This is a genomic window from Enterobacter cloacae complex sp. (assembly GCF_900322725.1).
GTDB lineage: Bacteria > Pseudomonadota > Gammaproteobacteria > Enterobacterales > Enterobacteriaceae > Enterobacter > Enterobacter quasihormaechei.
Genome location: NZ_LT991957.1, coordinates 359586 through 374512 on the forward strand (window position 1 = coordinate 359586; position 14927 = coordinate 374512).

Sequence of the window (14927 nt, forward strand, 5' to 3'; positions counted from 1 at the left end):
GATGCCGATAACGATTAAAAGGCCTGCATTTCTCTTGAGGGTAGAATGGATAATTTCCAGAAAGATATTGATGACAGGGCGAATCTCACCCTGTCCAACCGTTTTGAACTGTTGCTGTTCCGTCTTGGCACCTCTCTTAACGAAAATAAATCCGAGCTGTTCGGCATCAACGTGTTCAAATTGCGCGAAATTGTGCCGATGCCGACCTTCACCAAACCGGCGGGCATGAAGTCGCCGCTGATGGGGATGGTAAACATTCGCGACCAGGTGATCCCGGTGATCGATCTGGCCGCCGTCGCTGGCTGCAAGCCAACCACCGGGCTGAACATTCTGCTGATCACCGAATATGCCCGCAGCGTGCAGGCCTTCGCCGTGGAATCGGTGGAGAACATCATGCGTCTTGACTGGAAGCAGGTGCACGCCGCCGAAACCGCCGTCAGCGGTCGCTATATCACCAGCATTGCCTGCCTGGATGACAAGACCGACACCAACGATCTGGCGATGGTGCTGGACGTGGAACAGATCCTGTATGACATCACCCCGGCGAATCACGATCTGCACGCCACCCATCTGGAAACCACCAAATTCAACATCAAGCCAGGCTCTGTCGCGATTGTTGCAGAAGACTCGAAGGTGGCGCGTTCGATGCTGGAGAAAGGATTGCAGGCGATGGAGATCCCGGCCCAGCTGCATATCACCGGCAAAGACGCATGGGAGAAAATCACCCAGCTGGCCGCGCAGGCGCAGGCTGAGGGCGTCCCCGTCACCGACAAGATCGCTCTGGTATTAACCGACCTCGAAATGCCGGAGATGGATGGCTTTACGCTGACGCGCAAAATCAAAACCGACCCGATTCTGAAGGATATTCCGGTGGTGATCCACTCGTCCCTTTCCGGCAACGCCAACGAAGATCATATTCGCAAAGTGAAGGCGGACGGCTATGTGGCGAAGTTTGAGCTGAACGAGCTGTCGTCGGTGATTGAGGAAGTGCTGGAGCGGTCGATGAAGAAAATTGACGGGCCGTTAATTAGCCGGAAGCAGCTGGCTTAGTCGGGTGGCGCTACGCTTACCCGACCTACAAAACCCGCAGGCCCTGCAAGCGTAGCGCCGCTGGGCAATAAAAAACCCGCCGAGGCGGGTTTTTTGTTTTTACATCAGCGGCATCGCGCGCTGAACAATCTCAATCAGCGGCTGCGGATAGATACCGAAGATCAGCACCAGCAGCGCGGAGATGAGCACCACAATCCCGCCGGCGCTGTACTGCCAGTTGGATGGTGCATCGCGGTTAAGCTGCTGAGGCGCGCTCAGGTACAGGCTCACCGCTACGCGCAGGTAGTAATAGAGACCAATCGCGGAGCCGATAACGACACCGGCAGTCAGCCACCACAGACCCGCCTGCACACCGACGGCCAGCACGTAGAACTTACCGATAAAGCCCAGCGTCATCGGGATACCCGCCAGCGAGAGCATCATCACGGTCATTACCGCCGACAGAATCGGACGGTGCCAGAAAAGGCCACGGTAGGAGAACAGGGAATCTGCATCCGGACCACGGTACGGGCTGGACATCAGGCTCACCACGCCGAAGGCGCCGAGGCTGCTGAACAGGTAACCGGCCAGATACACACCCACGGTTTCCATCGACATCTCACCGCTTTGCAGCGCAATGAGCGCCACCAGCAGGTAGCCCAGATGGGAGATAGAGGAGTAGCCCAGCAGACGCTTGATGTTGGTCTGGCTCAGCGCCATCAGGTTACCGAAGATGATGGACACGAACGCGATAATGCCCAGCACCACGCGAACCGCTTCGCTGTCACCCACCGGCGCGTACAGGAACAGACGCATAACCACGCCGAAGATAGCGATTTTACTCGCCGTCGCCAGGAAGGTAGAGACCGGTGCAGGCGCACCCTGGTATACGTCTGGCGTCCACAGGTGGAACGGCACCAGAGAAAGCTTGAAGCCAAGGCCAACAATCATCATGCCCAGACCCGCCAGCAGCAGCGGCTCGTGCATCATGCCGTCGCCGAGGCTCTTGCCGAGCGCCATGAACGAGAGGTTACCCGTCTGCGCGTACAGCAGCGCAATACCGAACAGCAGGAACGACGACGCGGCAGCAGACAGAATGGTGTACTTGATTGCCGCTTCCAGCGAGCGTTTCTGGCGGAAGGCGTAACCAATCAGGCCGAACAGCGGCAGTGAGATCAGCTCAATACCGAGGAACAGCGCGGCCATGTGGTTCGCGTTCGCCAGCAGAATGCCGCCCAGCGCGGCAATCAGTACCAGCAGGTAAAACTCTTCTTTGTTGTCGTTGTAACCTTCCAGCCACGGGTAGGCAAAGGTACAGGTTGCCAGGCTCGCCAGCAGCACCAGACCGGTGTAGAGCATGGCGTAGCCGTCAACGCGCATCAGCGGCGTGACGTCCATCGCGCCCGCCTGGCCAACAAACCAGAGGGAGACTAACGCAGCGTTCAGACCCAGAACGGACAGGGTCGCATTCAGGAAGTGATTGCGTCGCCACGCAATGGAGAGCATCACAACCACCACCGTCAATCCGACGATCAGCAGCGGTAGCAGCGCGATCAGTTGTTGTGGAGTTATTGTCATGGCGAATTACGGCCTTGTAGTAGAAGCAGAATTAACAAACCACTGCTGGATGTTACCCATCGCGCTGTGCGAGGTATCCAGAATCGGCTGCGGATAGAAGCCCAGCAGCACCAGCAGTACGACCAGCAGCAGGATGATGAACAGCTCACGCAGCGACATCCCCGGCAGTTCTTGTGCAGCAATTTCGCTCTTCGCTTTACCGAAGTACGCGCGGTGCAGCATCGCCAGCGAGTAAACGGACGCGAACACCAGACCGAAGGTAGAGATGACGGTAATCATCGGAACCACCTTGAAGCTGCCGAACAGGATCATAAACTCGCCGACGAAGTTACCGGTACCCGGCATACCCAGCGTTGCCACCGCGAAGAACATGGAGAGCGCAGGCAGCCATTTCATTTTGCCCCACAGGCCGCCCATCATGCGCATGTCGCGGGTATGCAGACGCTCGTAGAGCTGACCGCACAGGATGAAGAGACCGGCTGCGGACAGGCCGTGCGCAATCATCTGGATCACCGCACCCTGGTACGCCAGCTGGCTGCCGGTGTAGATGGCAATCAGCACGAAGCCCATGTGGGAAACGGAGGTGTACGCAATCAGACGTTTGATGTCGTACTGCGTGAAGGCCATCCACGCGCCGTAGAAGATACCGATCACGCCCAGCCACATGGCAATCGGCGCGAACTCTGCGGAGGCGTTCGGGAACAGCGGCAGGGAGAAGCGCAGCAGACCGTAGGCCGCGGTTTTCAGCAAGATACCCGCCAGGTCAACGGAACCCGCCGTTGGCGCCTGTGAGTGCGCGTCCGGCAGCCAGCCGTGCAGCGGTACTACCGGCATTTTCACCGCGAAGGCGATGAAGAAGCCCAGCATCAGCAGGTATTCCACGCCGTGGGACATCGGGGTCTTCAGCAGATCTTCATAGTTGAAGGTCCAGACGCCGGTGGCGTTGTAATGCACAAACACCAGCGCCAGGATGGCAATCAGCATCACCAGACCGCTCGCCTGGGTATAGATGAAGAACTTGGTGGCCGCCGTGATACGCGTTTTACCGTCGGAGGCCTTGTGGCCCCACAGCGCGATCAGGAAGTACATCGGCACCAGCATCATCTCCCAGAAGAAGAAGAACAGGAACATGTCGATGGCCAGGAACACGCCGATTACGCCGCCCAGGATCCACATCAGGTTCAGGTGGAAGAAGCCCTGGTATTTTTCGATTTCTCGCCAGGAACACAGTACCGCCAGAACGCCGAGCAGACCGGTCAGTACCACCATCAGCAGCGACAAACCGTCAATCGCAAGGTGGATCGTGATACCGAAACGGGGGATCCACGGCAGAATGAACTCAGACTGCCACTGCGGAAGGCCCGCAGACTGAGTCAGTGAGTAGCCACCCTGCAACCACAGTTGCAGGCCAAGCGCGAGCGTCAATCCCATGGTGATCAGCGCGATCCAGCGCGGCATCTTCACGCCAAAGCGTTCAGTCTGCCAGCACAGGAAGCCGCCGATGAAGGGAATTAATATTAGCCAGGGTAGTAACATGGCGATTTATATTCCTTTTTAAGGCCCCCAACAGGGGCCTGATTTTCAACGAATTCGAATAAAATTCACTTAACGATCAACGCAACACCATCAGCAGCGCCAGTACAACAACCGCACCGATGCTCATGGACGCCACATACCAGCGCAGATAACCGTTCTCGCTGAACAGCAGGCCTTTACCTGCAAAGCGAGAGAGGATCGCCGGGATATTCATCAGGCTGTTCAGTGGATCGCGCTTCAGCAGCCACGCAATGCCCAGGAACGGCTTCACGAAGATCATGTCGTACAGCCAGTCGAAGCCCCACGCGTTGTACCACCAGGTGCCCAGCAGACGGCCCGGCGCGCTGTTGGCAACGGCCGTCACCAGCGTGCGTTTGCCCAGCCACAGCCAGGCGGCAATCAGGATGCCCGCAATTGCGACCACGCCAGAGGTGATTTCAAGCGTCAGAACGCGACCGTGCTCAAGCTCGGTTGTCGCCGGCAGTACGCCCTGCAACGGTGGCACAATCATCGCGCCAACGAAGGTGGAGAGGACCAGCAGCACAATCAGCGGCAGGTGGTGGGTGATCCCCTTCCCTGCGTGAGCGTGAATTTGTTCTTTACCGTGGAATACGATGAAAATCATACGGAAGGTATACAGGGAGGTCATGAACGCACCGACCAGACCTGCAACCATCAGATTGATATGACCATTCGCCATGGCGCCCGCAAGGATTTCGTCCTTACTGAAGAAGCCCGCGGTAATCAGCGGCAGTGCCGCCAGCGCCGCGCCGCCTACCAGGAAGCAGACATAGACCAGCGGGATGGACTTACGCAGTCCGCCCATTTTGAAGATGTTCTGCTCGTGGTGGCAGGCCAGGATCACCGAACCGGATGAGAGGAACAGCAGCGCTTTAAAGAACGCGTGCGTCATCAGGTGGAAAATGGCTGCGTCCCACGCCTGAACGCCCAGCGCCAGGAACATGTAACCAATCTGGCTCATGGTGGAGTACGCGAGAACGCGCTTGATGTCGGTCTGAACCAGCGCGGCAAAGCCTGCCAGCACCAGCGTAACCGCACCGACGATACCCACCAGATGCAGAATTTCCGGGGTCATCAGGAACAGGCCATGGGTACGCGCAATCAGGTAGACACCGGCGGTAACCATGGTCGCGGCGTGGATCAGCGCGGAGACAGGGGTTGGACCCGCCATCGCGTCGGCCAGCCATGTCTGCAACGGCAGCTGCGCGGATTTACCCACGGCGCCACCCAGCAGCATCAGCGTTGCCCACCACAGCATGTTGTTGCCTGCTTCGAAGTGCGCCGGCGCCAGTTCCACCATTTCGCGGAAGTTCAGCGTGCCCAGTTCGTTGTAGAGAATGAACAGCGCGAAAGCGAGGAACACGTCACCCACGCGGGTCACGACGAACGCTTTCATGGCCGCTGCGCCATTCTTCGGATCGGTATAGTAGAAACCGATCAGCAGGTAAGAGCACAGGCCCACGCCTTCCCAGCCCAGATACATCAGCAGCAGGTTATCGGCCAGCACCAGAACGACCATGCTGGCGATAAACAGGTTGGTGTAGGCGAAGAAGCGGGAGTATCCCTCTTCACCGCGCATATACCAGGAGGCGAACATGTGGATCAGGAAGCCCACGCCGGTGACCACGGAGAGCATGGTCAGAGACAGACCATCCAGCACCAGGTTAAAACCGATGTTGAAGTTACCGACCGACATCCAGTTCCACAGCGGTACGCTGTAGGCCTGACGCCCGTTGTTAAAGAAGTCGATACCCGCATACGCTGTGACCAGCGCCGACAGGCCGATAGCGCCAATGCCCACGGTCGCGGACAGATTCTCAGACCAGCGGCCGCGAGAAAATGCCAGCAGCACGAAGCCAATCAGCGGAAAAATAATGGTTAAGGCAAGCATGTTCATCCACGCAACTCACTTACTGAATCGATGTTCAGGTTCTGGCGGCGACGATGGAGCTGTAGCAACAGCGCCAGGCCAATACTCGCTTCAGCAGCCGCGAGGCTGATGGCGAGAATGTACATCACCTGACCATCGGTCTGGCCCCAGTAGCTGCCGGCGACCACGAAGGCCAGCGCGGAAGCGTTAATCATGATTTCCAGACCGATCAGCATAAACAGCAGATTGCGGCGGATAACCAGACCGGTTAAGCCCAGAACGAATAAAATCGCAGCGAGGATCAGTCCATGTGTTAAGGGGATCATGCGCGTTCCTCCGTTTTTCTTTTCGCGCGGTCGTCAGTGCGGTTGCTCAGCACCTCGCCAGCACGCTCTTCGCGGCCAACGTGGAAGGCCACAACCAGACCCGCCAGCAGCAGCATTGAGGCCAGCTCAACCGCCAGAACGTACGGTCCAAACAGGGTGATACCCACGGCTTTCGCGCTGATTGGCGTCCCGTCGATCCCCTGGTCGTTGACGCCCAGAATGGCGTAAACAATGACCGCCAGCATAATGGCCGACAAAATTGCCGGGCCGATCCACACCTGCGGTTTCAACCACTGACGTTCCTGCTCAATTTCAGAGCCGCCCAGGTTCAGCATCATCACTACGAACACGAACAGCACCATGATGGCCCCGGCGTAGACGATGATTTCCAGCGCACCGGCGAAGTGCGCGCCCAGCGCAAAGAACACCCCGGAAATGGCCAGCAGCGAAATGATCAAGTACAGCAGCGCATGCACCGGATTGGTGTGCGTGATCACTCGCAGCGTAGCCAGGATGGCGATAAGGCCACAGATATAAAAAGCGAATTCCATTGCCCTCTCCTTACGGTAACAGGCTCTTGACGTCGATAGGCTTAGCTTCGTTCTCTGCTTCGCCTTTATCTTTGCCGTCGATTGCCATACCCGCCATCCGGTAGAAGTTATATTCCGGGTATTTGCCCGGACCGGAAATCAGCAGATCCTCTTTCTCGTACACCAGATCCTGACGCTTGTACTCACCCAGCTCGAAGTCCGGAGTCAGCTGAATCGCCGTGGTTGGGCACGCTTCTTCACACAGACCGCAGAAAATGCAGCGTGAGAAGTTGATGCGGAAGAATTCCGGATACCAGCGGCCGTCTACCGTCTCCGCTTTTTGCAGAGAGATACAGCCCACCGGACACGCTACCGCACACAGGTTACAGGCAACGCAGCGCTCGGCACCGTCCGGGTCGCGCGTCAGCACGATACGGCCACGGTAGCGCGGCGGCAGATATACCGGCTCTTCCGGGTACATCCGGGTTTCGCGTTTAGCAAACGCGTGCAGGCCGATCATCCAGATACTGCGTACCTGGGTGCCGAAACCTACCAATAATTCTTTTAAGGTCATGATCTCAAAGCCCCTTATGGCTGCTGCCAGAGAATGACAGCCGCCGTTACCAACAAGTTGACGAGCGTCAGCGGCAGGCACACTTTCCAGCCGAAGGACATTACCTGGTCATAACGCGGACGCGGTAAGGACGCACGAATCAAAATGAACATCATCATGAAGAACGCGGTTTTCAGCGCGAACCAGATGAACGGCGGTAAGAACGGGCCATGCCAGCCACCAAAGAACAGCGTTACCATCAACGCGGAAATGGTGACGATACCGATGTACTCGCCCACGAAGAACAGACCGAACTTCATGCCGGAATATTCAATGTGGTAACCGTCGGCCAGTTCCTGTTCGGCTTCTGGCTGGTCAAACGGGTGACGGTGACACACCGCCACGCCCGCGATAGCAAAGGTCACAAAACCAAAGAACTGCGGGATAACGTTCCAGATGTCGGCCTGGTTGTTGACGATGTCGGTCATGTTGAATGAACCGGCCTGCGCCACAACGCCCATCAGGGAGAGCCCCAGGAACACTTCGTAGCTCAGCGTCTGCGCGGAAGCACGCATCGCGCCCAGCAGCGAGTATTTGTTGTTACTGGACCAGCCTGCAAACAGCACCGCGTAAACCGCGAGGCCTGCCATCATCAGGAAGAACAGAATGCCGATGTTCAGGTCAGCGACAACCCAGGTCGGGCTGACGGGAACAATAGCAAACGCCAGCAGCAGCGAGGTGAAGGCGATCATCGGTGCCAGCGTAAAGATCACGCGGTCCGAGAAGCGCGGAACCCAGTCCTCTTTGAAGAACATCTTGATCATGTCCGCCACCAGCTGGAGTGAACCACCCCAGCCCACGCGGTTCGGTCCGTAACGGTTCTGGAACAGACCGAGAAGACGACGTTCACCAAAGCTCATGAACGCGCCGCAGGTGACGACCACCAGCAGAATCACAACCGCTTTCAGAATGCTCAGCAGGATATCGATAAGATCCGGTGTTAACCAACTCATGCTTTTGCCTCCTGAAGGTTATCAAGATGCGCACCCGCCAGAACCGGCGCGATGCCAGGCATCCCCATCGGCAGACCCACCTGCCCTGCTGACAGACGTTCAGAAATAATCAGCGGCAGGCTGATGGTCTGGCCGTCGTAGCTAAAGGCAATGTTCGCACCCGCGTTCACGCCAAGCTTCGCGGCATCCGCCGGGTTGAGCTTGATGTACGGCTGCGGCATACGCTGCTGGAATACCGGAGAACGCTGGGACATTTCATCGCTACCGAACAGGTGGTAGTACGGCGCAATACGCCACTGACCTTCCTGAGCCTGGAAGCTCGCCGGAACGGTAGTGAAGAAGTCCAGACCGGTTTCGGAGGCTTCAATCAGACGTACGCCCGGATCGCCGTGGCGCAGGTGACCGCCCACTTCAGCCTGGAACTTGTTCCATGCCTGCGGGGAGTTCCAGCCCGGTGCCCATGCAAACGGGATTTGCGAACGCGGCGCAGACGGCTGGTTGTTCCCTTCCATCGAGAAGGCAAACATGGTGTCTTTATCCTGCGGCTGGCGCGGTTCGTGCACGCTGATGTTGGCGCGCATCGCGGTACGACCGCTGTAGCGGTGCGGTTCACGCGCCAGTTTCTGACCGCGAATGCGGAAGCTTACGTCAGGCGCGGCGTCTTTAATGCCCGCCAGCTGAGGCAGTTTCTCAACAACCGCGTCGATAACGTGGTCGAGCTGCGTCCAGTCCACTTCACGGCTCTGCACGGTGCTGTGCAGGGAGTGCAGCCAGCGCCAGCTTTCCAGCATCACGGTGTTGCTGTCGTAGTACGCCGGGTCATAAACCTGGAAGAAACGCTGTGCGCGGCCTTCGTTATTGATAACCGTACCGTCACTTTCTGCAAAGCTTGCCGCAGAGAGTACCAGGTGCGCTTTGTCCATGATCGCGGTGCGCTGATGGTCAATGACCATCACCAGCGGCGCTTTGGAGAGCGCTGCGTCAACGCGTGCGGCAGACGCGTGGCGATGCAGGTCATTTTCCAGCACCACAACGGCGTCAGCGGCACCGGATTCCAGTTCGCTTAACGCTTCTTCCAGCGAGCCGCCGCCAATCATGCCCAGACCGATACTGTTTACCGCACGGGCAATCATGGTCACACCGACGTCAGCGCCGCGGCCTTTCAGGGCTTTGGCAACGTTCGCGGCGGCCTGAATGATTTCAGCGCTTCCGGCGTTGGTACCGGAGATGATCAGCGGTTTTTTCGCACCTGCGAGGGCCTGAACAATCACGTCGACCTTGTTTTGCAGGTCGCGATCCAGTTCAACGGCCGGAGAGTTGCTGTCCAGCGCGTGGGCAATGGCAAAGCCCAGTCGCGCCTGGTCTTCAACCGGCGCGCAGTAGGTCCACGCGGCGATATCGTCCAGACGGGTGTTGTCAACGTTAGTTACAAACAGAGGATGTTTCGCGCGCTGGCCGATGTTGAGGATCGCCGCAATCTGCCAGTCAGCCACTTTCTGCGCCGCTGCCATTTCACGTGCTTTACCCTTCACCGCCTGACGAACCGCCAGAGCCGCGCGGGCGCCGGTCTGCGTCAGGTCTTCACCCAGCACCAGAACCGCATCATAGGATTCGATTTCGCGCAGCGCAGGCGTATGAACGCCGCCTTCACGCAGCACCTTCAGCACCAGCTGGAGACGTTCCTGCTCGCCCTGAGCGATACCGGTATAGAAGTTTTCCGCACCCACCAGCTCGCGCAGCGCAAAGTTGCTTTCGATGCTGGCGCGCGGGGAGCCGATGCCGATCACTTTCTTCGACTGGCGCAGAATATCTGCCGCGCCCTGCATCGCCTGCTCGGCGTTGAGGGTGATAACGTCGTCGCCACGGCGCTGAACCGGCTGACGCGGACGGTCTTTCAGGTTCACGTAGCCATAGCCGAATCGACCGCGGTCGCAGAGGAAGTAGTGGTTAACGGTACCGTTGTAACGGTTTTCGATACGACGCAGTTCGCCGTAACGCTCGCCCGGGCTGGTGTTACAGCCGAGGGAACACTGCTGGCAGATGCTTGGCGCAAACTGCATGTCCCATTTACGGTTGTAGCGCTCGGAGTGGGTTTTATCCGTGAATACGCCGGTCGGACAGATTTCTACCAGGTTACCGGAGAATTCGCTCTCGAGCGTACCGTCTTCCGGACGACCGAAGTAGACGTTGTCGTGCGCGCCATACACGCCCAGATCCTGACCGTCTGCGTAGTCTTTGTAGTAACGCACGCAGCGGTAGCAGGCGATGCAGCGGTTCATTTCGTGCGAGATGAACGGCCCCAGATCCTGGTTACGGTGGGTACGCTTGGTAAAGCGATAGCGACGGAAGCTGTGACCGGTCATGACGGTCATATCCTGAAGGTGGCAGTTACCGCCCTCTTCACAAACCGGACAGTCGTGCGGGTGGTTGGTCATCAGCCACTCCACCACGCTTTCACGGAACTGTTTGGCTTCTTCGTCATCAATCGAAATAAAGGTGCCTTCGGCGGCTGGCGTCATACAGGACATCACCAGGCGACCACGCGTGTCTTCCGCGTTTTGATATTGCTTCACCGCACACTGGCGGCAAGCACCGACGCTGCCCAGCGCCGGATGCCAGCAAAAGTACGGAATATCGAGGCCAAGAGACAGACAAGCTTCCAGCAGGTTGTCCGCCCCGTTGACTTCGTATTCTTTGCCGTCTACATGAATCGTAGCCATTAGCATGCTTCCAGTTGGCTCAGTCGAAACCGAGCGTTAATCAAAATTCTTGTCGTTACCAGCGCGCTTTCAGCAGGTTCGGCTGAATACCATTGATCGAATGGGTATTGCTGAACGGCTGCTTGATGCCTGCTTCGAATTCGTCGCGGAAATATTTAATCGCGCTTTGCAGTGGCTCGACGGCACCCGGTGCGTGGGCGCAGAAGGTTTTACCTGGCCCCAGGAATCGACACAGTTGCTCAAGTGTCTCGATATCGCCCGGCTGACCTTCGCCACGCTCGATAGCACGCAGGATCTTCACGCTCCACGGCAGACCGTCACGGCAGGGTGTACACCAGCCGCAGGACTCACGGGCGAAGAACTCTTCCAGGTTACGCACCAGCGATACCATGCCGATCTCGTGGTCGACGGCCATCGCCAGCGCCGTACCCAGACGGCTGCCCGCTTTACCAATGCTTTCGAACTCCATTGGCAGATCAAGGTGGGCTTCGGTCAGGAAGTCCGTCCCCGCCCCGCCCGGCTGCCAGGCTTTGAATTTCAGGCCATCGCGCATGCCGCCTGCGTAGTCTTCAAGAATTTCGCGTGCGGTGGTGCCAAACGGCAGTTCCCAGACGCCAGGGTTCTTCACGCGCCCGGAGAAGCCCATCAGCTTGGTACCCGCATCTTTGCTTGAGGAGATGCCCTGATACCACTCCACGCCGTTCGCGAGGATAGCCGGGACGTTACACAGGGTTTCGACGTTGTTGACGCAGGTCGGTTTACCCCATACGCCGGAGCTTGCCGGGAACGGTGGCTTGGAACGCGGGTTCGCACGGCGACCTTCCAGGGAGTTAATCAGCGCGGTTTCTTCCCCGCAGATATAACGCCCGGCACCGGTGTGCACGAACAGCTCGAAGTCAAACCCGGTGCCCAGGATGTTTTTACCCAGAAGGCCGGCTTCGGTGGCTTCGGCAATGGCGCGACGCAGGTTTTCAGCCGCTTCGATGTACTCACCGCGCAGGAAGATGTAGCCACGGTACGCTTTCAGCGCGAACGCGGAAATCAGCATGCCTTCCACCAGCAGGTGCGGCAGCTGCTCCATCAGCAGACGATCTTTATAGGTGCCCGGCTCCATTTCATCGGCGTTACACAGCAGGTAACGGATGTTCATGGATTCATCTTTTGGCATCAGGCTCCACTTCAGACCGGTGGAAAAGCCCGCACCGCCGCGCCCTTTCAGGCCAGCGTCTTTTACTGCGTTTACGATCTCATCCGGCGCCATGCCGCCAAGGGCCTTACGCGCGCCGGCATAGCCGTTTTTGCTCTGGTATTCGTCGAGCCATACCGGCTGTTTGTCATCACGCAGACGCCAGGTCAGCGGATGCGTCTCAGCAGTACGAATTACAGTTTTCATTTGTACTGCTCCAGCAGGTCAGGAATCGCTTCCGGCGTCAGATGGCTGTGAGTGTCCTCATCAATCATCATGGTCGGCCCCTTGTCGCAGTTACCCAGGCAGCAGGTTGGCAGCAGAGTAAAGCGTCCATCGAACGTGGTCTGGCCCGGCTTGATATTGAGCTTTTTCTCAATCGCAGCCTGAATGCCCTGATAGCCGGTAATGTGGCAGACGACGCTGTCACAGTAGCGGATCACATGGCGGCCTACCGGTTGACGGAAGATCTGGCTGTAGAACGTGGCTACGCCCTCTACGTCACTTGCCGGAATGCCCAGCACTTTTGCGATCTCGTAGATCGCCCCATCCGGCACCCAACCACGCTGTTTCTGTACGATTTTCAGCGCTTCAATGGACGCCGCACGCGGGTCTTCGTAGTGGTGCATCTCGTGCTCAATAGCGGCACGCTCTGCTTCACTCAGCTCAAAAGCCTCGGTTTGTGGTTGTTGATTCTCGTGCATAATTAGCGGTCCACATCTGACATAACAAAATCGATACTACCCAGATACACAATCAGGTCGGAGACCAGACTGCCGCGAATGGCGGCCGGGATCTGCTGCAAGTGCGCGAAGCTTGGCGTACGCACGCGGGTACGGTAGCTCATGGTGCTGCCGTCACTGGTGAGGTAGTAGCTGTTGATACCCTTGGTCGCTTCAATCATCTGGAAGGATTCTTGTGCCGGCATGACCGGGCCCCAGGAAACTTGCAGGAAGTGGGTGATCAGGGTTTCGATATGTTGCAGCGTGCGCTCTTTCGGTGGCGGCGTCGTCAGCGGGTGATCCGCCTTGAACGGGCCTTCCGGCATGTTGTTGAGGCACTGCTCAAGAATGCGCAGGCTCTGGCGCAGCTCTTCCACTTTCAGCATTACGCGGGTGTAGCAGTCGGAAACGCCGCCGCCCACCGGGACTTCAAAGTCGAAGTTCTCGTAGCCAGAGTAAGGACGGGCTTTACGCACGTCGAAATCAATACCGGTCGCGCGCAGGCCTGCACCTGTGGTCCCCCACTCCAGCGCTTCTTTCGCGCCGTAGGCCGCAACGCCCTGAGAACGGCCCTTCAGGATGGAGTTACGCAGCGCGGCTTTCTCGTAAGACGCCAGACGTTTCGGCATCCAGTCGAGGAATTCACGCAGCAGGCGGTCCCAGCCGCGCGGCAGATCGTGCGCCACACCGCCGATACGGAACCAGGCCGGGTGCATACGGAAGCCGGTAATCGCTTCCACCAGATCGTAGATTTTCTGACGATCGGTAAAGGCGAAGAAGACCGGGGTCATCGCGCCAACGTCCTGAATGAACGTGGAGATGTACAGCAGGTGGCTGTTAATACGGAACAGTTCAGACAGCATCACGCGAATCACGTTAACGCGATCCGGGACGGTGATACCTGCCAGTTTCTCAACGGCCAGCACGTAAGGCATTTCGTTCACGCAGCCGCCGAGGTATTCGATACGGTCGGTATACGGAATGTAGCTGTGCCAGGACTGCCGCTCGCCCATCTTCTCAGCACCACGGTGGTGGTAGCCGATGTCAGGGACGCAGTCGACAATCTCTTCGCCGTCAAGCTGAAGAATAATACGGAATGCACCGTGCGCAGACGGGTGGTTCGGACCGAGGTTGAGGAACATGAAGTCCTCGTTTTCGGTACCGCGCTTCATGCCCCAGTCTTCCGGCTTGAAGGTCAACGCTTCCATCTCCAGATCCTGCTTGGCTTTGGTCAGCTCAAACGGGTCGAATTCGGTGGCACGTGCCGGGTAATCTTTACGCAGCGGGTGGCCGGTCCAGGTCTGCGGCATCATGATGCGCGTCAGGTGCGGGTGGCCGTCGAAGGTCATGCCGAACATTTCCCAGGTTTCACGCTCGTACCAGTTAGCGTTAGGGAAAAGTTTGGTGATCGTCGGCAGATGCATGTCGTTTTCAGACAAGGCCACCTTGAGCATGATATCCGTGTTGCGGTCTATTGATATCAGGTGGTAGAAAACGGAAAAATCCGCAGCAGGGAGGCCCTGGCGGTGCGTTCTCAGACGTTCGTCCATGCCGTGTAAGTCAAACAGCATGACGTAAGGTTTTGGCAATTTCTTGAGGAAATCGACAACTTCCAGTAATTGCTCACGCTTCACCCAAACAACGGGTACCCCGGTGCGGGTGGCCTGAACAGTAAAGGCATCCGGCCCAAAACGGTTGCGCAGTTCGCCAATGACGGGGTCATCGAGATGATCCCGGGTCTGCCAGGCAGCTTCTTGCGCGGTTAAGTCGGTCATATTGTTCACCATTGCAAATGGTCCGTGGTGACTGTTAAGCCTGGCTTCGCGCTATTTGAGTAGTGATA

Annotated in this window: 12 protein-coding genes; 1 reads left to right on the forward strand and 11 read right to left on the reverse strand. The window is 57.8% G+C overall.

Annotated features, from left to right (window positions below):
• The first annotated feature begins 45 nt into the window (after positions 1–45).
• Positions 46–1050 (forward strand): chemotaxis protein, encoded by a 1005-nt coding sequence (locus tag DBR02_RS01655; protein ID WP_063868203.1) that lies wholly within the window; start codon positions 46–48, stop codon positions 1048–1050.
• Between the two features lie 99 nt (positions 1051–1149).
• Here the strand turns inward: DBR02_RS01655 and nuoN are convergent, their stop codons facing one another.
• From nuoN to nuoC, 11 genes are all read right to left on the reverse strand, one after another.
• On the reverse strand, positions 1150–2607 hold the full coding sequence (gene nuoN / locus DBR02_RS01660) for an NADH-quinone oxidoreductase subunit NuoN (RefSeq protein ID WP_063450384.1): 1458 nt from the start codon (positions 2605–2607) through the stop codon (positions 1150–1152).
• A gap of 6 nt (positions 2608–2613) precedes the next feature.
• On the reverse strand, positions 2614–4143 hold the full coding sequence (gene nuoM / locus DBR02_RS01665) for an NADH-quinone oxidoreductase subunit M (protein ID WP_063450385.1): 1530 nt from the start codon (positions 4141–4143) through the stop codon (positions 2614–2616).
• A gap of 76 nt (positions 4144–4219) precedes the next feature.
• Complete coding sequence (gene nuoL, locus DBR02_RS01670) at positions 4220–6061, reverse strand: NADH-quinone oxidoreductase subunit L (RefSeq protein ID WP_063868199.1); 1842 nt, start codon at positions 6059–6061, stop codon at positions 4220–4222.
• The gene (gene nuoK / locus DBR02_RS01675) at positions 6058–6360 is read right to left on the reverse strand and encodes an NADH-quinone oxidoreductase subunit NuoK (RefSeq protein WP_003861496.1); all 303 of its coding nucleotides are present in this window, start codon (positions 6358–6360) and stop codon (positions 6058–6060) included. Before nuoK ends, nuoL begins: the two co-directional genes overlap by 4 nt.
• Complete coding sequence (nuoJ, locus tag DBR02_RS01680; RefSeq protein WP_006811379.1) at positions 6357–6911, reverse strand: NADH-quinone oxidoreductase subunit J; 555 nt, start codon at positions 6909–6911, stop codon at positions 6357–6359. The genes nuoK and nuoJ overlap by 4 nt, the downstream gene beginning before the upstream one ends.
• Positions 6912–6921: 10 nt before the next feature.
• Positions 6922–7464, reverse strand: a complete 543-nt coding sequence (nuoI, locus tag DBR02_RS01685; protein WP_002913152.1) for an NADH-quinone oxidoreductase subunit NuoI — start codon at positions 7462–7464, stop codon at positions 6922–6924.
• 14 nt (positions 7465–7478) lie between these two features.
• The gene (gene nuoH, locus DBR02_RS01690) at positions 7479–8456 is read right to left on the reverse strand and encodes an NADH-quinone oxidoreductase subunit NuoH (RefSeq protein ID WP_022648828.1); all 978 of its coding nucleotides are present in this window, start codon (positions 8454–8456) and stop codon (positions 7479–7481) included.
• Positions 8453–11176 carry an NADH-quinone oxidoreductase subunit NuoG gene (gene nuoG / locus DBR02_RS01695; protein ID WP_129741582.1) on the reverse strand — a complete coding sequence of 908 codons (2724 nt, stop codon included), beginning with the start codon at positions 11174–11176 and terminating at the stop codon, positions 8453–8455. Before nuoG ends, nuoH begins: the two co-directional genes overlap by 4 nt.
• A 55-nt stretch (positions 11177–11231) precedes the next feature.
• Positions 11232–12569, reverse strand: a complete 1338-nt coding sequence (nuoF, locus tag DBR02_RS01700; RefSeq protein WP_063450389.1) for an NADH-quinone oxidoreductase subunit NuoF — start codon at positions 12567–12569, stop codon at positions 11232–11234.
• A complete protein-coding gene (nuoE, locus tag DBR02_RS01705) occupies positions 12566–13066 on the reverse strand; it encodes an NADH-quinone oxidoreductase subunit NuoE (protein WP_006176513.1) in 501 nt (166 codons plus the stop codon). Before nuoE ends, nuoF begins: the two co-directional genes overlap by 4 nt.
• Positions 13067–13068: 2 nt before the next feature.
• On the reverse strand, positions 13069–14871 hold the full coding sequence (gene nuoC / locus DBR02_RS01710; RefSeq protein WP_003861484.1) for an NADH-quinone oxidoreductase subunit C/D: 1803 nt from the start codon (positions 14869–14871) through the stop codon (positions 13069–13071).
• Between the last annotated feature and the right edge of the window lie 56 nt (positions 14872–14927).

What these genes read in the sequence shown, in the direction of transcription:
- DBR02_RS01655 (WP_063868203.1), top strand. Translation starts at nt 46, where the DNA reads ATGGATAATTTCCAGAAAGATATTGATGACAGGGCGAATCTCACCCTG.
- nuoN (WP_063450384.1), bottom strand. Translation starts at nt 2,607, where the DNA reads ATGACAATAACTCCACAACAACTGATCGCGCTGCTACCGCTGCTGATC.
- nuoM (WP_063450385.1), bottom strand. Translation starts at nt 4,143, where the DNA reads ATGTTACTACCCTGGCTAATATTAATTCCCTTCATCGGCGGCTTCCTG.
- nuoL (WP_063868199.1), bottom strand. Translation starts at nt 6,061, where the DNA reads ATGAACATGCTTGCCTTAACCATTATTTTTCCGCTGATTGGCTTCGTG.
- nuoK (WP_003861496.1), bottom strand. Translation starts at nt 6,360, where the DNA reads ATGATCCCCTTAACACATGGACTGATCCTCGCTGCGATTTTATTCGTT.
- nuoJ (WP_006811379.1), bottom strand. Translation starts at nt 6,911, where the DNA reads ATGGAATTCGCTTTTTATATCTGTGGCCTTATCGCCATCCTGGCTACG.
- nuoI (WP_002913152.1), bottom strand. Translation starts at nt 7,464, where the DNA reads ATGACCTTAAAAGAATTATTGGTAGGTTTCGGCACCCAGGTACGCAGT.
- nuoH (WP_022648828.1), bottom strand. Translation starts at nt 8,456, where the DNA reads ATGAGTTGGTTAACACCGGATCTTATCGATATCCTGCTGAGCATTCTG.
- nuoG (WP_129741582.1), bottom strand. Translation starts at nt 11,176, where the DNA reads ATGGCTACGATTCATGTAGACGGCAAAGAATACGAAGTCAACGGGGCG.
- nuoF (WP_063450389.1), bottom strand. Translation starts at nt 12,569, where the DNA reads ATGAAAACTGTAATTCGTACTGCTGAGACGCATCCGCTGACCTGGCGT.
- nuoE (WP_006176513.1), bottom strand. Translation starts at nt 13,066, where the DNA reads ATGCACGAGAATCAACAACCACAAACCGAGGCTTTTGAGCTGAGTGAA.
- nuoC (WP_003861484.1), bottom strand. Translation starts at nt 14,871, where the DNA reads ATGGTGAACAATATGACCGACTTAACCGCGCAAGAAGCTGCCTGGCAG.